This window comes from Halalkalibacter akibai JCM 9157 (assembly GCF_000513135.1).
Lineage (GTDB): Bacteria > Bacillota > Bacilli > Bacillales > Bacillaceae_D > Halalkalibacter > Halalkalibacter akibai.
In genome coordinates this window covers 35,728-57,777 of the sequence record NZ_BAUV01000005.1, presented here as the reverse complement: position 1 = coordinate 57,777, position 22,050 = coordinate 35,728, and the positions used below count along the sequence as shown (strand labels likewise).

10 protein-coding genes and 1 pseudogene are annotated in these 22,050 nt (G+C 36.9%); all 11 read right to left on the bottom strand.

Annotated features, from left to right (window positions below; genetic code table 11):
* Positions 1–147 precede the first annotated feature (147 nt).
* Positions 148–3,578 (bottom strand): annotated as a pseudogene (locus JCM9157_RS04695) (glycoside hydrolase family 2 TIM barrel-domain containing protein).
* An 89-nt stretch (positions 3,579–3,667) separates the two neighbouring features.
* On the bottom strand, positions 3,668–5,269 hold the full coding sequence (locus JCM9157_RS04690) for a glycoside hydrolase family 43 protein (protein ID WP_035662711.1): 1,602 nt from the start codon (positions 5,267–5,269) through the stop codon (positions 3,668–3,670).
* Positions 5,270–5,298: 29 nt separating this feature from the next.
* Entirely contained in the window at positions 5,299–6,348 is a 1,050-nt protein-coding gene (locus JCM9157_RS04685; RefSeq protein ID WP_035662710.1) for an NAD(P)-dependent alcohol dehydrogenase, read from the bottom strand.
* A gap of 133 nt (positions 6,349–6,481) precedes the next feature.
* On the bottom strand, positions 6,482–8,017 hold the full coding sequence (locus JCM9157_RS04680) for an extracellular solute-binding protein (protein WP_035662708.1): 1,536 nt from the start codon (positions 8,015–8,017) through the stop codon (positions 6,482–6,484).
* Positions 8,018–8,085: 68 nt separating this feature from the next.
* A complete protein-coding gene (locus JCM9157_RS04675; RefSeq protein ID WP_035662706.1) occupies positions 8,086–8,943 on the bottom strand; it encodes a carbohydrate ABC transporter permease in 858 nt (285 codons plus the stop codon).
* Between the two features lie 12 nt (positions 8,944–8,955).
* The gene (locus JCM9157_RS04670; protein WP_035662830.1) at positions 8,956–9,906 is read right to left on the bottom strand and encodes an ABC transporter permease; all 951 of its coding nucleotides are present in this window, start codon (positions 9,904–9,906) and stop codon (positions 8,956–8,958) included.
* Between the two features lie 456 nt (positions 9,907–10,362).
* Complete coding sequence (locus tag JCM9157_RS04665; RefSeq protein WP_052012944.1) at positions 10,363–11,301, bottom strand: AraC family transcriptional regulator; 939 nt, start codon at positions 11,299–11,301, stop codon at positions 10,363–10,365.
* A gap of 30 nt (positions 11,302–11,331) precedes the next feature.
* Positions 11,332–11,967, bottom strand: a complete 636-nt coding sequence (locus JCM9157_RS04660; protein WP_035662704.1) for a YesL family protein — start codon at positions 11,965–11,967, stop codon at positions 11,332–11,334.
* 123 nt (positions 11,968–12,090) lie between these two features.
* Complete coding sequence (locus tag JCM9157_RS04655; protein ID WP_035662700.1) at positions 12,091–14,172, bottom strand: alpha-glucuronidase family glycosyl hydrolase; 2,082 nt, start codon at positions 14,170–14,172, stop codon at positions 12,091–12,093.
* A gap of 56 nt (positions 14,173–14,228) precedes the next feature.
* Positions 14,229–14,906 carry a GntR family transcriptional regulator gene (locus JCM9157_RS04650; RefSeq protein ID WP_148296807.1) on the bottom strand — a complete coding sequence of 226 codons (678 nt, stop codon included), beginning with the start codon at positions 14,904–14,906 and terminating at the stop codon, positions 14,229–14,231.
* A 380-nt stretch (positions 14,907–15,286) separates the two neighbouring features.
* Entirely contained in the window at positions 15,287–21,775 is a 6,489-nt protein-coding gene (locus tag JCM9157_RS23235; protein WP_052012943.1) for a pullulanase, read from the bottom strand.
* Between the last annotated feature and the right edge of the window lie 275 nt (positions 21,776–22,050).

Sequence of the window (22,050 nt, the reverse complement as noted above, 5' to 3'; positions counted from 1 at the left end):
CATTTATTTGTATTTAGATTTTCTCAGTTAGCATATTAAGACCCTGTTGCTCCTTTAATTAAATATTCATAGGGTTTACTTCTAGTAAGGTGGAATGAGTGTGTGGAAATCATAATATTTTAAGATAGCCCCAATAAAACTATTTAGCTAGCGTTCAAACCGGAACGAGCCAAAATCAAAATTACAACCTGGCAGGAATATAAAGGTTACTTTTTGGACCCCAGTTATCTTTTCTAATTTAAACACTCTCTCCTCATAACTATTAGATTCAGTGAATTCAACGATTTGATTTGTTTCCTCTATTTCACTTTCAAAACGTATATGAATCGTATTTTTATCAATTGGTGAATGTCCGTAAATGACCAGCTTGGTCGTACCTGCTTCTGTAAAGTCCATATCCTCAAATTCTAAAGAGACATTGTTTCCGATGCCTGTCACACTATTGTCCGTTAATGTAAATGTATCACCGTAAATACGATCACATTCAGTAGCCTTATTTTGTTCAAAACCTCTGTTCAACTTTTCAAAAGAAAACCCTTTAATATGAACCTTTTGACGAAGTACAAAACAAATGGACGTGATTCCCTTTAGTCTTTTGGATAACTGATATGTCTCTTCTTGATATACATTCCATTTTGATGGCTTTTGATAGATAACATCTGCTAGTAATTCGCTTCCTACTTCACCCGGCATTCCTTCCCAAATTTGCATAGGGTACTCCTCACTCGTTAAAGCAAAAATCGGCATAGTAATTTGATCAGATCCGTATACCCCAAAGTCGATATCATGGAACCCTACTTGAGTTTCTCCATCTCTACTTGTCGCAACTCCTCGCTCATTCCCGTTTCCGACTTCACCTTTGCTATAATCATAAAGTCCTGCAGAAATAAATCCATATGGATCTTTAAAAGCTGTTCCAAGTCCTGTTGCACTAAGTTCCAATTCAGAAATAAGCTTTGTTTTGTCTGTACCATTCTTACTTGTACAACGAAGTCTGAACTCGCCGTCGCCTAAAGCAAGAACTTTTACTTCATGTCCTGAAACTTCAACTTTTGAAATATTTGACTCAATTCCAGCGTCATTTACGACACTCCACTCAACAGCTTGATAAGACGTATTTTCTGGATGTAACTTTGCACGTACAACCATTTCTTGTTTGAAGTGATCAAACAGCTGTCCTGAATCACTAATTAATTCAATTTTACGAAGTGGGATCTCGTCTTGATTCCCCATTAAAACTGGCAAATCATGATTTTCTAGGTGTGCTGTTATGCCACCTAAGTTGCCCTCAGCTGCCGGGTTAGATTGATATTGTGTAATAACGTTTTCTAAACCATTGGACGAAACTTCAATATTGATTTTGCCTGGTTCTAATGTTGCTCCAAGAATAGCCATTAGCTTCCCACTGAATAGCCTTCTGCTTCTACCTTTATACTGGTCGTAATCCGTACTATCGCCATTATCAAGGCCAATTAATCGGCCAGCTCCAGTAACATTGACGTGAACTCGGTTATTAGCGTTTTCTACTGGATTGCCGTTTTCATCATGCATTGTAATTTCTACAAATAGTAAGTCCGTTCCGTTTGCGGTAATTGTCTCTGTATCTGCATTCAAACAGATCCGCTTCGCATCTTTGAAAGATTTCTTTACTTCAGTAGCAATTACCTTGCCTGTTTCATCGTAAGCGATCGCTGTTAGCTCTCCTTCTTCATATGGGAGTTTCCACCAACCAACAAGCTGCGTTCCATGATCATGATCAATATCATGAGTTCCAACTGTTATTCCGTTGAACTGAAGTTCTACTTTTGGAGCATTGGAACAAACACGAACATCAATCATTTGGCCAGGGTTGAAGTCCCAGTAAGGGAATATATGAACCATTGGTTTGGTCTTATAATCTGTCCACGCAGATTGATATATGTAGTAGGCATCTTTCTTAAAAGTAGCCGTATCAATTTGACCGAAATAAGAGTTTTTCGTGTGATATGGCGTAGGTTCACCAACGTAATCAAATCCCGTCCATAAAAATTGTCCCAATGAAAAAGGCGTGTCTCTTTCCGCTATAATGCAAGCTTCTGGTGATTTTGCCCCCCAACTTGTAGGCTATTACCAAGTGAAGAGCATTGTTCATCATCATCTGCTAAAATCGACTGTTCAAATGGAAAATGGTAGATTCCACGACTTTGGACAACGGACGACGTTTCACTTCCGTAAATGACCCAATCAGGATGCTCTTCATGATGCTTTTGATAATATTTTTCGGCGTAATTATATCCTGCCACTTTAACGAGATCTGCACATTTTTGTGCATTTTCCCATGGCATATAGTTCGAACCGATTGTAACTACGGCATTTCTATTTGGATCGAATTGTAAAACATAATCCATTAGCATTTTTGTTAGTTCTTGTCCTCTTTCATCAGCATGTGTATCGTAAATTTCATTTCCAATACTCCACATAAGCAAACTTGGATGATTTCGATCTCTTAACACCCAACTCTTCACTTCACTATGAGCCCACTCTTTAAAAAAACGCGAGAAGTCATATTTAGTTTTCGGCCTTTCCCACATATCAAAAACTTCTGATACAATTAGAAGTCCCATTTCATCTGCTAAATCCATTAGCTCGACTGCAGGCACGTTATGAGCGGTTCTAATTGCATTTACACCCATCTCTTTTAGAATGATCAATCTTCTTCTCAAAGCTGCTGTATTAAAGGCGGCTCCTAAAGCTCCTAAATCATGGTGCTCACACACTCCATTTAACTTCATTCTATTTCCGTTTAAATAAAAACCGTTGTTGGGATTGAGGAAAACCGTTTTGAATCCAATATTTTGAGAGATTAACTCTATTTTTTTCAGCTCTTTCTTACCACTTTCATCTGTTAACTCAACTTCTAAGTTCGTGACAAGTTGATAAAGATTAGGTTTTTCTGTACTCCATAACAACGGCTCAACAACAATCAATGTTTGCTGATTCAAAGAATTAAGCTGTTCGATTTTTTCTGAAGACGTGGTGATGGTTTCACCTTGATACATAATCGTATGAGAAAGCTTAACAACCTGATTCATATTCAATTCTGTATCAACTTCTACTTCCCAACCACTCTTTGTTTCTTTTGTCGTTATGTAAATTCCATCTGTCTTAATATGATTTTCATCTCTTGTTTTTAACCAAACATTTCGGTAAATACCAGCTCCAGAGTACCATCTACTGTTTGGACTTTCATGTACGACTTTAACTAGGATCTCATTGTCCCCTTCAACGAGCGCATCCGTTATCTCATGTTCAAAAGAAGAATACCCACTCTTCCATTCTCCAATGAATTGCTGATTTACATAAAGCGAGGAATTGAAATATACTCCATCAAAATAAAGAAGAACCTCCTCTTCTTTTTTCGAATAGGAAAATGTCTTGCGGTACCACCCTATACTATTTTCATATAAATCTAGTGTATTGTTTATGAGCCAATCATGAGGTAGATCAACCGGTGTGAACTTTAAGTTTCTACTTTCTGAAACATCTAAACTACTTTTCGCAAATTTCCATCCTTCGTTAAAAAGTATTTTCTGATTCATTTATTTCCTCAACTCCCTCTATAAACAAATCATAGCGTAGGAGTTACAGAATAGCGTCGTTTGACACCTTTCTGTAAGCTCCAGCCATGCTATTCACCAAGTTCTTCATATATAAAAAAGTCAAAGTCTGCATGCTTCCTCTGCCCACTTAAATCTTGTACACACAATCCAATATATGCACCAGTAAAACCTTGATCTAAGAAAAATCCATTAATATTAATCTCCGCATTTTCATCAGAAATCGTACTAGCATCTAAAACAGGACCAATGGCGATCCACTCTTTTCCATCTTTCGAATAGTAGAATTGTAAATCTGAATAGTTTAATATTGCTTTTAAATAACAACGATCCCAGTCTTCAATTGCAATCCTGCCATCTAACGGTTCGTCATATAATCCCTTTGTGTTAGACATGATTCCAAGTGATTTCCCTAACTCCTCATCATGGCTAATATGAAGGTAGTAATAGTTTTTTGTGTTGTAGTAATAGACTAATCCGGCCATTTGTTGAAAATTTTCAGGTGAAAATTCCACAACGGTTTCAACATTTACTTGAAACGCTTGTTGTCTTCGAGCGATTAAGCTTTGTTTATGAATTGAGTTTAGAGATTCTCTTCCAATTAAACGTAAATGCCCAGCTCGCACGCTTAATGATGCCCAATTTTCTTCCACCGGTGCTCTTAGCGAATTTAAGTGAATGTTTAACACATCATCGTTAAAATCGTCTTTAATTGGCTCCGTTTCAAAAGAATGCACAGGTAAATCAGGTGCTTCTACTTTGACTTGTGCATCATCTCCGACAATCTTCAACCAACCATCTTCTGTCCACTCACATTTTTGAATCGCTGTTTCTCTTCCCAAGTTGCAGTTACCCGACGGTTCGAGCGGTCTGCCACATAAATGTGCTAAATACCACTCACCTTCCTGGGTTTGAACGATACTAGCATGGCCTGCTTTTTGAAGGGCAAGTTCAGGTTTTTGATAAGACGTTAGCATAGGGTTATTCGGGTCAACCTCGTACGGTCCCCATATAGATGTAGACCTGGCCATTGTTACCGCGTGTTTCAAACGAGTTCCACCTTCTGCTGTCATTAAATAATAGTATTGATCTCTTTTGTAAAGATGAGGGGCCTCAGTTAAACCAATTTCAGTTCCTTTAAATATGTTTTGAATCGGTCCGACTAAGCGCTGTTCCTCTGCTGAATATTCCTGTAGCAGAATTCCACCAAACGAATTTTTTCCTTTTCTATGATCCCAGACCATATTTACAAGCCACTTTCTTCCATCATCATCATGAAATAATGATGGATCAAAACCACTACTATTTAAATAAATAGGTTCCGACCAAGGGCCCATAATAGAAGTAGCTGTTGTTAAGTAATTATGAGTATCCTTAAATCCACCTGCATGACTTTTTACATCTGTGTAGATCAAGTAAAAAGTTCCATTATCATAACTTAAACAAGGTGCCCATGCTCCGCCCGAATCAGGATTTCCTACCATATCAAGCTGAGACTGTCGACTGAGTGGATGTGTGATCAACTTCCAATTAACTAAGTCTCTTGAGTGATGAATCTGAATTCCAGGAAACCATTCAAAGGTAGAAGTTGCAATATAATAATCATCCTCTACGCGAATGATCGATGGATCAGGATTAAATCCCTTTAACACAGGGTTTTGAATAAATGCCATGTTGTTCTCCTCCTATCAATTGTTTAACTTTATAAATTAGGATAAATCATAACTTTGATACTTGTATCTTTTTGTAATCTAGCAATATCAATACCTTCTTCTATGTTCTTTAAACTTACTTTATGGGTAATCACTTTTGTGATATCTACATTAGATCGACTCAATGCTTGTATAGCAGCTGGGTACGTATTTACATAACGGAAAATTCCGTAAACATCTAACTCAGAATCAATTAGCTGATTCATATTAATAGGAACTTCATCAGCAACAGGCATGCCAACATAAACAATACGACCGCCACGTTTAACAAGGTTCACTGTATCGGAAATGGCTCTAGCATTTCCAGAAGTCTCAACTATCACGTCTATTCCTTTCCCTTCTGTTAAATCCTCAATTCTAGCTTTCACGTTCTCCTTCGAAGGATCTATCACTGTAATTCCCATCTCTTTAGCCAATGATTGTCTAAAGGGAAGGACATCCGTCGCATATATTTCTGTTACTCCTAAAAGTTGAGCAGACTGTGCAGCGAGTAAACCAATTGGGCCAAGACCAGAAATAAATAAGCGGTCTGCTGCAGTTACCCGGCCTCTTTTCATAGCATGAAAACCAACGGAAAGAGGTTCTAGTAAAGCACCTTCCTCATAACTCATCGTATCGGGCAGTTTAAATAAAAAATCACTCCGAACGGTTACATACTCGGCCCAAGCACCATCTACTGGCGGGGTTGCCATGAAAACAACATCAGGACATAAATTGTATCTGCCAGATTTACAGTGTTCGCAACGTCCGCATGTTACTCCTGGTTCGACCGCGACTCTGTCCCCAACAGAAACATTCGTCACTTGCTCACCAATTTGAACAACTTCACCAGCTAATTCATGCCCTAATATAATCGGTTTTTCGACTATGTATCTACCAATTTTACCGTGTTCATAGTAGTGTACATCCGAACCACAAACACCTATACAATACACTTTGACTAATGCCTCATCTTCTTTTGGAACTGGAATTTCAATTTGTTTGATCGCAATAGACATCGGTTTATCCATTACCGCTGCATCCATTAATTGAGTTGTCATGTCATCACTCTTCCCTTGTTTTAATTAAGTTTATGCTAAAAGGTCTGATCAATGATAGAACTATTGATCAGACCTCTTTTAAAAAGATTAGTGGCTATTTTTCGAAAATATGATTATTAATTATTACGCTCTGCTATAATCTTTCTAAATCTTCGCGAACGTCGTCACCACCACGATCTCTCCATTGTTGTACCGCTGCATTCCAACCATCTTCATCAATAGCACCCGTTACAAAACGGAACTTCGCATCATTGATTAATTGATCTAGGTCTGCACCTAGGTTATTGCGAACTTCAGATACTAGATTAATAGAAGGATCTACAACAACTAGATCATTATTTTCGACTTCTATTTGTCTTACAAGTTGCTCAAGTTCTGATAAGTCACCTTGCGTCATTGTGTCATCAATTGGTGCTGTTACTAATGGGAAGCGGTAACCGAAACCAACATCTGTCATATACTGATCATAATCAATATAGCTTGGCTTACCATCAACTAACTCATGATGAACGCCTTCAAATCCCCAAGCAAGTAAATCAATTGCTTCTTGGTTTGAAGCTAACTCTTCAAAGAAACCTAAAATAGCTAGTAAATCTTCTTCTGTTTTAACAGTTGCTTTCGGGAACATTAAAATACCATTAGAACCGAACATACTCGGTAAACGCTTTTCACCTGTTTCCCCAACTAAAGCGTTGTAAAGACCTACCTCTGCCTCAGGGTGATTAGCTTGAAGACGACTTGCAATAGAAACTACGTTATTTGTAGAGGCAGCCCAGAAACCAGAAATGCCATTTTCAAAATCCGCTTCACGTGTAGTACGGTCTGGAGCTACTAAGTCACTATTTACTAAACCTTCTTCAACTAATTGCTTAGTGAACTTAAGTGCTTCTAAAAACTCAGGTGTTTCATGATTTCTTGTAAAACTACCGTTTTCATCAACTTCCCACTCATTTGGAGCACCGAAGCCAATACCAAAGTCTGGTCCAAAGTCACCTGGTAAAGAAACTGAAGTTAAACCACGTGTATCTTTTGTGCCAGAACCATTTGGATCATTGTTTGTTACTGCACGATAAGCTTCAAGAAGTTCCTCGTGATTTGTAGGCTCTGCAATTCCTAGGTTATCTAACCAATCTTTACGATACATTGTTACGAAACGTGATAATGGTCTGTAACGAGGAAGTCCGTATAGTTCATCATTTACTTTAACATTGTCATAGACAATATCAGGCATAGAAGCTAAAGTCGGGAACTGCTCAAGGTATTGGCCCACTTCCCAGAACACACCATCCTGCATTGCACTTATTAAGTATGGTTGAGTAGGCGCACCACAACTAGGGATGACATCAGGTAAATCTCCAGAAGCGATTAATACTGGTAAGCGTTCACAAAAGTTTGCACTAACCATATGAGTAATTTCTAAATTAGAATTTGTTAACTCTTCAATTTTTGTTTCTACATCATTTCCACTTGAAGGAGCTTCTACTCCATCAAAGTTTAACACTAGTTTGATGTCTAAAGGTTGGTTACTGTCTACTGCTGTTTCGCCGTCAGTTGAACCATCTGCCTCAGATGGTGCTGATGATTCTTCATTATTACTACAAGCAACTACAACAAGCACAGTCATAAGAGCAATTAACAACATAAATGAATACTTTTTAACTTTCCCCATAAATGAACCCTCCGTTTTTTTCTACTCAATTTATAAAATGATACTCTCTTCAACAACTTCTAAGAGAATTATCCTTTTACCGAACCTAATAACATTCCTTTTGCAAAATGCTTTTGAATGAATGGATAAACGATTAAAATCGGTAACATAGAGACGACTACTACTGCCATCTTCAATCCTTGACCTACAATATTTGAATCTGCATCCATTGCACTTTCATCTCCGATACTTCCAGTAGCTAAAATAACGACTTGTCTTAAGACAACTTGAACAGGCCATTTTTCTGGTGAATTCAAGTACATAACAGCATTAAAATACTGATTCCAAATTCCTACAGCATAAAACATTGAGATCGCTGCGATAACTGGAAGTGATAAAGGCAGTACAATTCGAAGCAAAATTTTCACATCATTTGCGCCATCAATCTTAGCTGATTCGATCAACTCTCCCGGGATATTTTGGAAGAAGCCTCTCATAATGATAAGGTAAAAAGCACTTACTAATCCTGGTAAAATTAATGACCAATACGTATCAATTAAACCAAGGTTACGAACAACGATATAGGTTGGGATCATTCCACCTTGGAACAGCATTGTGAAAATAACACCAAGCGTAATCCATTTTCTTCCTGGTAAATCTCTGAAGGATAAGGCATAAGCCATTAACGCTGTTGCGATAATACTTAAAGTTGTTCCAAGAATCGTAATGTAAAATGAAACTCCTAAACTTCTAACAAATGTGTTCGTTGTGAAGATATATTTGTAAGCATCTAGGGTAAAACCAGATGGAATCACTGAGTTACTCGTTGAAAATGATGCAATTACTACATAAACAAATGGTAAAATACACAATAAAGAAAATATTGTTAAAAGGATATAATTCATAGAATCGAAAACTTTTTCTGAAAAAGTTTTATGTTGTAACATCGTTGTTCCCCCCTAATAAAGTCCTTCTTCACCAAACTTCTTAGCAATCCAGTTGGCACCTAGTACTAGAACTAACCCTACTGCAGATTTAAATAATCCAACAGCGGCACTATAACTAAATTGTCCTTGTAGTAGACCGACTCGATATACATACGTATCAAAGACTTCACCAACTTCTCGGTTCAATGAGTTTACCATTAAGAATATTTGTTCAAACCCTAAATCTAAGAAGTTACCTAACCTTAAAATGAGTAGGATGACGATGATGTTTCGGATAGAAGGAAGGGTAATGTGCCAGATCATTCTAAGTCTTGATGCCCCGTCGATTTTAGCTGCTTCGTATAGAGCTGGGTTAACTCCGGCTAATGCAGCTAAAAAGATGATCGTTCCCCACCCAGCATCTTTCCAAATCATCTGCAAAACAATAAGTGGTCGGAACCAATCCGTGCTTGTTAAAAAATGAACTGCTCCGCCTTCACCTGTTTGTCTAATTATTTCATTAACTAATCCACCTTCAGTTGAAAGAAGAATATGTGTGATTCCAACAATAACTACCCATGAAAGAAAGTACGGGACATACACAATTGTTTGAACACTGCGCTTAAACCACTCTCTAGTAATTTCGTTTAACATTAACGCTAAAATAATCGTTAACGGGAAAAAGATTACTAGATCATATAAGGCTAAAAGAAGCGTGTTTCGGAACAACATCCAGAAATCCGGTAAAGAGAAAAATCGTTCAAAGTGTGCAAACCCCACCCACTCACTAGCCATTAATCCTAGATGAGGACGGTAATCCTTAAACGCCATGATCAATCCCCACATTGGACCGTATCTAAAAATCAAAAAGAAAAGAAGTCCGGGTAGCATAAAAATATAAAGCCAGCGGTACTGCATTATTTTCTTGAATTTTTCTTTTGTACGGGAAACTTCAATCTGTTTGCTTGGATCCGTTTTTGTCATTACCTCCATACATAATCACACCTTTTTGTTGAGATATTAATTCTGTAAAAAAACAATTAAAACGCTTTCAAAACTAAAGCTAAATAATAAATCAACCATCTTGAACTGCTATAATTAACTTTTTAATATACTACCATACAAGTTCGATTAGTCTTATTATAACAACAGCTTTACCTTTAATCTATGTAATTTTCAGTCTATTTCCTTACCCATTTCAACACTAATTTTTGATTAATTTTACAAAAAATAGTTAATCTTAATTAAAAACTTCATTCCTAACCTATTTAGATAGATTACAGTAGTATCAATGTTTTGAAGAGAACAATTTGAAATTTACCTTCTCTCCTCCATCAATCACATGCTCTTACTATAAATTAAAGCTCTTACAAATTTGTATTTTTTCATACAAAAAAAAGGCCAAAAATGAACTTAAGTAGTCCAGTCAGCCTATATTATTTACCGTTTCATAGGTCTATAGATATTGCCTTTTCTGTACTGACTAGGTGTGAGGCCTGTCCAGCGCTTAAATTGTCTACTAAAGTGAGCAACGTCATAATAACCTGTCATGATAGAAATTTGTTCAATACTATATTCCTTATTCGCTAACAAATTCTTTGATTCATTGAGCTTTTTAAACGATAAGTACTGCCTTGGCGACATATTATATACACTTTTAAAGACCTTGTTACAATAAGATAAACTTATTTTTAATTCTGAGGCAATGTCTTCAATCTTTAATATATTTTCATTATCACTACAAGGTTGCCTAACCATTTTGTCAATCTGATCAGCAATTTTATAAGCTAATTCTGCACAACGGTCTGTTGCTTTGTCGCTATCTCCTTTATATTTGGAAAAAAGACTAGCTAACACACCTAGCAGTTCAAATAAAATTGAATGGATTTGCATCTTCTCTATAAGACTTAAATTAGCTGTTTTACATGTTTCAATTAGTCGATCTAAGTAAGGACGAACATGGCGAGAGAAACCAGAGCTCGCATGATAATAATGGTTATTTGAATCTAAGTCTATGTACGGGAGAAATAATTTATCATCAATATGAAAGTGAAGGCAAAAATAGGAAAACGTTCCCGCTCCTTTTTTTCCACTACTAGAATGAACATCGCCAGGTTTTAAAAACATAATATCCCCAGCGTTTTGAGTATAGTGAGTGCCATTAACATTGAAAAGTTGACATCCATCTAGTACTATGTTGATTTCATATTTCGCATGTTCGTGTTCAGGATACATCCATGATTCCTTCACAGAACGAAGATGCATTCCGTAAAGTTCAAAATCAGTGTGGATATTTGGATAGAGGAATTCTTTTAAGTTATATTTTTTAGTAAGTTCATAATTGTCTACTGGGCTCATTTCTTTAAACTTAAAATCCAAATTTAATCACCTCTTTAGGAATTTTCGCTTCTATTGTTCTAAAAGTTTTTCTTTTTTTGATTCTATCTTTTTAAAACTAAAGTACGCAGGTCCCATTAAAGAAAGAACTATCAAGCTAGTACCAAAAAAAGGGATGAGCCCTGGTATATAAACGTATATCTGATATAAAATCAAAAGCCCACCGATCATCGTAAGCGTTGATAATGGATTTAATAGCCCTATCATTAATGAGTTTTTCGGATAGTCGGTTAGCTTCAACTGATAGTGGACGTAAACAGGAAAAATATAACAAACGGTTATTAATAGAAGTAAGCTAACCGTCATTAAAGCAACCGTCATTATTATTTGAAATAGACCATCTAATGTTCTTACAAATAGAAAATCAATATAAAGAATGAAAGTGATAACACTTAAAATAAACCCTAAAATATTAGCTTTTATAATGCTTTCTTTATAAATAGAAAAAAAGGTTTTAAAAATAGGAATGTCGCCTTCTCCCATAAACCATTTTCTAATAACAGCGAACGCTGCAATAGTGGCAGGCATAAGACCAAATAAAACTAACCCTAGTAATGCAAATAAGATCCACAGTAAATTAACATAGGCTAAGCGCATGATCCATTCGGATACTCGGTAAAACCCACCCATAAAACCTGTAGTTGGCATAATCTCCCCTCTTTCTTTGTGAACATTTTAAAAGAATCCTTAACAGATTAAGAAATGAAAAAGAGGGAACAAAAAGCACCCTCTTTTTAACATTTTTATGACTTTAACTAATCTCGTTAATTTTTAATAGATTTTTCTATTTTTTTCATCGGCAATACCTGATTTTCTAAAGAAGTAAGTGTTAAATTGGTCACGCCATTCTTTGGCATTAATTAATTGAAGCTGAAGTCTTTCTAAGACGTTCGCAAATCTGATCTTGTCAATTTTCCCTTCTAGTTTTATCCAGCTTTCTATTAATCCCTCGACCTGTTCTACACCTTCAAAGTGAGTGTTATAGAAATGCTGAATAACCGTTTTTCCTGTTTTTAACTGATGTGTGTACGGCACGTGATGGAAGAATAGTAATAAATCATCTGGACATGTTTCAAGTGATTCGTACATTTCGCTATTAGGAGAGAAATATTGATTCGTATAGCCAGTACCTGTTGCAACTGTTCTGTCTACTCCTAAACCATTAAGGTCCGCAAAGTGATAAGTTCCCCAAACGGAGTACTCATAACCATCTACATTTACACCGTAGTGATGATTTGGATTCACCATCCAACCAATTCCTAGAGGTGTTGTATAATTTTCATAAATTTCCCAAGATTGTAGAAGCATTTTTGAAACCGTTTCTACAACTTTTGGGTCATTTCCAAAAGTAGCTTCAATCCACTCCAATGCTATTTCTTCAGCAGATAGGTCTGGATTCCAAATTAATCGGCCATAACCATAAAAATTGGCTTGTGCTAAAGTGTTCCCAGTCCAGTTCTCATCATTGCCGATATTAGAAACAGCAGCAACTCCGCTATGGGAATAATCAAATACAGAGCCTTCCGTTATTTTCTTAATAGTAGTACCTTCCCCTCTAGCATGTGTATCAAAATCAAATACCTCTTTCCAAAGTGGAACTAAATAACAGAGATCTTTCTGTTGACCTGTATACTCCTGTGTAACTTGGAACTCTAACACCTGATTAGTGTTTGGCATCGCTCCTAATAAAGGAGAGACAGCTTCTCTAACTTGGAAATCCATTGGTCCATTTTTCACTTGCAAAATGACATTATCTAGAAACTTTCCGTCTAATGGCTTGAAGTTATCGTATGCCGCTCTTGCCCGGTCCGTTGTACGATCGCGCCAGTCTTGTAAGCAATTATAAACAAAGCATCTCCATATAACGATTCCACCGTGGGGCTTTAAAGCTTTCGCAAGCACATTTGCTCCTTCAGCATGATCTCGATCGTATGTGAAAGGTCCAGGACGATGTTCAGAATCAGCTTTTACGATAAATCCACCAAAGTCAGGAACATATTTGTAAATCTCATTAGCTACATCCTTCCAAAACTCTTGAACTTCTGGTGCTAATGGGTCTGCTGTGTGTAAATGACCAATTTGAATAGGACTTGCATAGTTAATACTTAGAAAAGTTGTGATTCCGTAAGATCTAAAAATATCTGCCACATTTTTAACTTCAGGTAAGAATTCTTCCGTAATTAGTCTAGTGGGCACTTCGAAAACATTTACATTGTTAATAGATACACTATTAATGCCAACGCTTGAAAGCAAGCGAGCATAATCTTTAATTCTAGCTAAATTGCTAGTTATTTTATTTTCTTCAAAGAAAATAGATTTTCCAGCATAACCACGTTCAATGCTTCCATCCATGTTATCCCATTGATTAATCATTCGAAGTCTATTTTTCGGTTGCTCAATGATATTAAGATTCGTTAACGGTTCGTTGCCTTGAACTAAACGTAGTAAGTGGAAAGCTGCATAAAGAACACCTTTATCCGTTTTCCCAATTAAGTAGATGTTGTTATGAGCTGATTTAATAACGTAACCTTCTACAGTCAGCTCACTTACATCATACTCTAGCTCTATATTATTCAATTTCAGACTTTCTTCTGTTGCAAGCACGACTCCATTTTCTTCTCCAAGTTCGGTTAAAGTTACTGGCTTCACTTCCAGCATAGATTGGATGGCGGTAGTAAGTTCATCAATAGCTGCAGTTAGTCGTTCAGATTGATCTAAGACGATCAAATTTGATAAAGAACTTGTTAATTTTTCTACCAAGGTAGGATCCGTTATTTTTCTATATTGTAGCCAACAAGCATAACTTTCCTCTGAAGTTATTTTTTGAGTGTTTAGTTTATTTTCAATAGTCATGTTAAACTCCTTTCAAAATACGAGATTAAGATAAACCGCTTTCATAAATATTGATTTTATTTAAAATAATCTGGGTAACGTTCCTTTAATTCTGCCGTTTCAAACACAACCAAATTTAAATGCTTTTCAATCGCTTTATCAGCAGCAACTGCATTTTTCTCACTGATACACTTATATATTTCTTCATGTTGAGATACAACAACCTCCCAATCCGTATTGGAAGCAATACGTAATACTCTTAGTCTATCAAAATGACTATTCATCTGACGTAAATAAATCCAAGTCCTTTTCATATTAACTCCTTCGAATAAAATTCGATGGAATTCCTCATCTAACTCAAACATCCGTTGATGCGTGCCTTTTTCCAAACAAAGTTTTTGCATCGTTAGATTCGTTTCTAACTGAAAAATCGTATCTTCATTCATGCCATTACAAAGCTCTACAACGACCGCTCTTTCTATTTTTTCCCTCACAAATCTTGCTTCTTTAACGTGATCTAAGTCGATTTTTAATATAATCGTCCCACTTTGAGGGTAAATTCCAACTAGCTCCTCTTGAGCCAATTGCAGAAAAGCTTCACGGACTGGTGTACGACTCACATTAAGACTTTGTGCAACTTCTTTCTCGGAGATCTTTAATCCCGGTTCTAACTTCCAGTTAACAATTTGATCTCGGATGATGTTGTATACATATTCTCTTGTTGATCCGTTCACTCGTGTACTTAAATTAGCCAATAACAATCACCCCCTGATATATGTAAGCCCTTTAATTACTGTGCATTACAAATTTAATTCAAACTGGTATGGTAGTATGTTTATTATATTGTATTTTTTTTTTAATTCCAAGGTTTAATTTCATTTTTATAAATATTTAGAATCTATGCGAATTTTATTTTGATTAAAAAGAGCAGACACTAAGTGCCTGCTCTCTCTAGTAAACTAGTTATTTTATTTATTTTTGTAAAAGTAAAAACTACTCCAGCTAGTAAAAAAATTACACCTGCAATCAGCCACTTATTCGTTGATGTTGTCTTGTGGCAGTTTTAGTGCACTCTTGCTTCTTGAATTAATTCTTCTCGGAAAGCCAAATATCAAACTAACAGTTACTAAAGCTCTTATTTTTTCGGCGTTTCTTTTACTTTACTTTTATCTTTTTCTATATCCGTGCTTTTTTCTTTTTTCTTGTCTTTGTCTTTATTCTTGTCTTTGTCTTTATTCTTGTCTTTGTCTTTATTCTTGTCTCCTAGTTTAGGCTCTTTCACCTTGCCTTTACCTGGATCCGAAGTGTCACCATTTTTTGCTATCCTAACTACCACTGCAGTTAATGGATCAAGTTGTATGTGATCTGCAGAAAGTTCAAAACCAGTTGGGTCTTTTACTTCCTTTGTCCCTGCTTCGTTTCCATCAACAATAACAACACCCTCTGTCAAGTCAATGTCAGCAAGCGTAAGCGTTCGTTCTTTTGAATCCGCGTTAATAAACACGAAATATTCTTCAGATTCATCAGATGAAACAGCTTTATAACCGATTACCAAATCTCTCTCATTTATTTCTGGTGCATGGATAAGAGAAACATTCGAGTTTACCTCGGCCATCGTTTTTAATCTGAACGCATCACTAGAACGTCTAAGCTCAATTAATCCAGTTGTATATTCCTTTGTTACATGATTAATTGGGAACTTTTCTGCGTTCGTTGCCATTTCCCAATCAAATTTATTAATTATATCCGATGAGTCATACGAGTCATGGATAAAATACGGATAAACAAATGGCTGACCTTTTTCGTCTTCCATGTAAGTTGACTTGTACGGCGCTTCGGAAGTTTCCGTTCTAAACTGCTTCGTCCGTCCAAACTCTTGACCAGCATGGATAAATGCTGTTCCTTGTGACGTTAACACCATTAAGTTTCCTAAACGAATTCGTTGATGAATCTCTTGCTGATGGTATTCTGGATCTTTTTTAATCGACTGAGCAATAACATCATGAAGTGTTAAATTGTCGTGTGCTTCAATATACGGAACAACGTCTCCTGGATGAGTGGCTTTGAAGTTATGTGGATTTGCTGCAACATTATCAAAGATTTGTTGGATATTTCTAGCTCCTCCAGTAAGAAAACGCGGTTGACCCTCTGATCCAAATCCTGATTTTAATTCGTTTCGGAATTCATCTGAGAAGACTCCTACACTCTCTGTATGTTGCATCCAATCTTGGTCTGCAGCCATAACAGGTTCGCCCTCGTCACCGACGAACGTTCTCCAGCCTTCGCCAATCATGATGATGTTAGGGTTCACTTCTTTTGCTTTGTCGTAGGCAATTTGAATACTTTCTGCATCGTGATCTCCCATCATATCAAAACGGAAGCCATCAACTTTATACTCGTTTACCCAATGCATAATTGAATCAACTAACACTCGACGTGACATTTTATGAGTTGTACCTAAACGCCCTCCACCAAAACTCGTTCTCGCTGTTCCATCAGCGTCCATGAAGTGATAGTAATTAGGTACTAAATCCTCAAATATATTTACACTTGCTGTATGGTTGTATACCACATCTAGTACAACGCCCATTCCGCGTTTGTGAATCTCATTAATTAACATTTTAAATTCAGCAATTCGAAGCTCTGGGTCATCAGCATTTTCTGAGTACATACCTGTTAGTGAGAAATAACTGTGTGGATCATAACCCCAGTTATAATTATTTCCTGTCGACGAATACTCTAAATTACGGATGTTTCTTTCCCACTCATCTCCCCAGAAGTAACTCATAACAGGTAAGAGTTGAATATGAGTTACACCTAAATCTTCAATGTAATCCAGCTTGTCAATAAATGCTTTAAATGTACCAAATGTAGCGTTTAACTCTTTTTCAATACTCGGATCTGAAGTAAAGTCTCTTACGTGAACTTCATAAATAATCGCATCTTCTCTTTTTTCAAATCCATCAATTTCGGCGAAATCTAACTCCGGTCCAATGGAGGAAAGATCAACAATCGCCGCTTTACCGATTGGGAATTTCCCGCCTCTTTCTTCGTTTGCCCATGTCGCCATTGATTTTGCATATGGGTCAAGTGCTAGTTTCGTTTCATCACCATGAGTGATCGCATAATGGTAGAAATAACCTCGTAAACTATCTACGCCTGTATTTCCTTTATTCAGCGTCACTTCCCAAACACCACGATCGCCTAAACTCATTGGAATTGCTTCTTTTACGACCTTAAACTGATCATCTTTGTCATATAAAACAATTGAAACATCGTCTGCTTTTGGTGACCAGAGTTTCAGCGTTGCAGTACCATCACCATGTAATGTTGCTCCAAGTTCACCGTCATAGCCAAACATTTCATCAATCATTCTCCAACCAGCAACTGCCAAAATCGTTCGCTCACCATAAGTGACGGAGAATGGTGCCATTTCTAAGTCAAAAGTGCCATGTAATTCAACTAAATGATTGTCTTTAATTGTTACCCGCTCAATTACAACTAGATTACTATTCCGATCAACAACGATAATCTCTTCTTGTAATCCTTCTTCTGTCAGCTCCTCTGTTTTCGAGAAACGAAGCTGAATCTTAGTATCAGAAAGAACTTCTCCAGATAGTAGTGTTGTTGGAACAGAACCAAATGGATTTGTATACACTTGCTCATCACCATCTTTGATGAAAATCTGATCATGTTCTAGTAATGAGAACGAATAATCTCCTGTTTGTTCACCAGTGATTTTATTCACGAAAAGGAAACCTATTTCATCTGCCTCATCCGTTAATTGAATATCATAATACGCTCCATACTTACCTACCCCACTAGCATCTTGACCGTTTGGCCAATCTGTTGAAGGTGAAACAACGTCACCCCAGATCCAAGCTGACCAACCCTCATAGTTGTTGTCCGCTCTCTCATAATGAACACGGATTGTATTTTCAGGAAGATCAACTGGCTCAACAATAAATACTTGATCAGATCCTTGCTTAATCCACACTTCCTTGAGTTCTGATGAGAAAAGTTCAACTAGTTTATCATCCCCATCTTTGTCACCCGTTAATCTATTTAAAACAAGGAATCCTACTTTTTGGGCATCCTTATTTAATGGAATGTCGACATAAGCTCCGTAATCCGTTTGTTGCTCGGCAACAAATGGTGCCCCACCTGAAGGCCAGTTTTCTGAAGGCGCAGCTACATCATGCCACAACCATAAACCTAGATTCGCAAACTGGTTGTCTTCTCTTTGATAGTGAACACGTAATGTGTTGTCTGCAATTGGTGGGACGGTTACTTGACCATCGTCATCCCCTGCACTTGAAGCTAGAATAAACGTACCTCCCTCTTTTCTACCTGGTAGCGTTAACGTTACTTCCTTACTCGCTCCAACAGTAGTAGAGGTTGCATTATATAAATCTTCAACTGTTTCTCCTGCTTTAAACGGAACTTTAAAAGTGATATCTGTCGCTTCTTTCTTTGTGTTGATCCCTACAACTACCGATTCTCCTTTATACGTTCTTTGGAAAACCATGTATCCAGAAGCATTGTCTCCTTTAATTAATTCATGTGTTCCCTTTGAGAATACTTGTGAATGATCACCGCGAATGTTTAATAGTTTTTGATAGTGTGTTAACACATCATTTCCTTCAACATCATTCCATGGGATATTATAGCGATTATCATAAAATGGCCAATTATTTTCACCAGATAAACCAAGCTCTTCTCCATAATATATGACTGGTTGACCTTTAGATGTAATTTGAAGAGCCGCGGCCACTTTCAACTTACTCGTGTCTTGATCATTGATTAAATGAAGGAATCCATCTTCGTCGTGGCTTCCTAAAAACTGGCCTAATGTTGCCGTATTGGTCAAACTATCATTTCTCTCTTTAATTCTTCTATTCACAGACTCAATTTGCCCATTTACTAGATCACGAGCAATATATTTAAAATCAAAGTCTAATAAAGAATCCATCATTCCTGAATTTAAATATTGTTGTACGTATTGATTATTTGCTGCTGCGCCCCAAGCTTCACCAATCATCTTAAATTCTGGTTTCGCAAGAGTTAACTCATTCTTAAAGTGCATCCAGGTTGTATCTTCCACGTGCTTAACTGTATCTACACGGAAGAAGTCAATTGTGTTTCCATTAGGTGTTGTGGCTTTTTGTAACCATCCTACTTGCCAATCAACGATTTGCTCACGTACTGCTTTCTCTTCCGTGATAAAATCAGGCAAACCAGCAAGTTCCCCTTTTAACGCACTTCCATCGCCACCATCTTGACGAATCATATTTTCATATCTTAACCGATCTTCGTTTGTCGGAAAGTTTTTAGGAGGATTGCTAACATCCCCATCATTCATCTTCAAACCGTAGCCCGAATGATTTAAAACGACATCAACCATCAGCTTTATTCCACGTTCGCTCGCTGCATCAATTAATTCATGAAAATCTTGTAATGTGCCAAGATGAGGGTTTAATTTTTCAAAATCTAATGCCCAATAACCATGGTAGGCATAATAAGGATTTTCGGCTGTGTTTACGTTGTGATACACATTTTCCACAATCGGTGTAATCCAAATCGTGTTAATTCCTAGTGCTTCTAGATAATCAAGATTTTGTGTGATTCCTTTGAAATCTCCACCTTGATAAGAACCTGGGTTATTTGGATCGAAACCATAATGAACATTGTTCGACTCGTCTCCATCCGCAAAACGGTCTGTAAGCATAAAATAAATACGTGCTTCATCAAAGTCAAAATCAGCTTCTCCACTAATGACACGTGGTTCAATATGAATCTCAGCTTCACCTTGATGTGTTCCTCCATAAACGTCCACAACCGTTATTGGTAATGTCTTCGATCCAGTTGAAACATTGTCTCTAACAGCAATTGTAATTGCACCTAATTCTGGATCAATTTTTGTTTGCTTATTTCCACCTAAAACGGTCAGGTCAACATACATGTTTCTAATCGCTTCACGAGTAACATTATGACCTGCATTGGTTACGTCTAAAGTTAAAACAGCATTTTCATTATAAGTAATCGAATTTGGTGTAACTTCAGCTTCAACCGTCAAATCCATAGACGAAAGATCAATAACTGATTTACCGTCAGCGTTCAGGTTATACGGATCTGAAACTTCTGTCGTCACTCCGTCTTTCGTGACTAAATACGTATATTCATAAGACCCTTCTTCTAGATTCTCAAGAAGAAAAATAAAACGTTCATTTCTTTCTTCGTAAGTCATGTCATAAACTTGTCCTGCAACCTTTACTTGAACTGAATCAATGGTGTGCATTGCATCTTGCTTATACAGTTCAACGTCGCGATAGAAGAATGTAACGTTGCCTTGTTCAATTGAAGGAGCTTGGGCAAATGGTATCGTTCGGAAATCAACTTGCCCTTCTTTTACAAATACTTTTGTCAGTCTTTCTGTTGGACTTATAGTTATTTCACGGTCTTGATCGACATCAATGACACTCCAATCAGTACCCTTACGCAACTTAAAGCCCATGCTTCTTGCGCTTGATCCTACCTCGATATTTGCAATGGCAACATTGCCTATTTCATTAAAATCAACCTGTCCATTTTGAGCTCCAGTATTCCAAACCCAAATATTCCAGTCTAGATAATCTTTCTTTCCTCTCTCATAAACAAAACGAACCGTTGGAGGATCAGCTGGAGTAACATTCAGATCTGGCTTACTATAGTAAACTTCTGATTCACCCTGAACGATCCATACTTCGACCTTACTCTCTCCTTCTGGCATCTTGATCTTTCTTTCCATTTCTTGGTTGTCCCAATTGCCAAGTCTTGTGATTACACTAATTTCATCTTGAACAAATTTATAAGATGCTTTAGCATAATCTCCTTCAGACGATTGAAACTCATAAGCCGCACCGTTTAGGGCAGTGCCCCAAATCCACATATCCCAATTTGCTGCTTTTCCATCTGGGCGGTAATAGTTAATGATAAACTCATTTAATCCACTTACGATTGAAACTTCTCTTTCGGAAAAATAACCATCATGTTCAGCTTGAATTTTAAACGTTTTCCCAGCCTCTGCATCACTCGCAATGGTTAAAACGTTTTCTACCAATTCTACTCCAGGTACTGCCGTAACTAATGACCATTTTGGCGTTACCGTTGAAGTCTTTCCGTCAGCAGCAATGAAGTCCCCTTTTAATGTCAACTCACTTCCTTGTTCGATTGAACTTGGAATTTGATCCACTTTTACTCCTGGAACGTAAAGGATCGAGTTGCCTCCATTTTCACGAGGATTTAATGGATCTGCAAAATCTCCCTCATTCCAATTTTGAGCTAATGAAAACTTATATTCGTACCTGTTTGGTGTTAGATTAATTGTAGTTGAAAAAACACCATTTTTCTTTTCCATCGGAATTGCATTTGCAATATCCCACTCGTTCACACTTCCAACTACAAAAAGACTTTCATTTTCATGTTCAGCATTAAAAGTGACATTGCCTTTTTTGTCTACAATAGGACTTTGTAATGTTTCAGTTGTTCCAGCAGCAACCGCTGGGAAAGCGCTGGTAAAAACACTTAAAAACATTAAAAAAGTCAGAAAAATAGACATACGCCTTTGATACTTCCTGTTTACCATTCTCGAATCTCCTCCTACCAAATTGTAAAAACGTTTGCACAAACAAATAAATAAAAAAAAACGTACGAACACTGTTTCTTCTACCATAATATGCAAACGCTTTCTTAATTTTAAATTACTATAGTCAGTCAATTTTATCAATAGAAAAAATGAATAAAGGTTCAATTTTTTTCTTTATAATCACTATAAAACTTGTATAAATAAAGTTACATTTAAAATCTATGTGACTTTAGGTAACTGAATGAATCAACCTGAGTAAGAATGAATTTCAATTC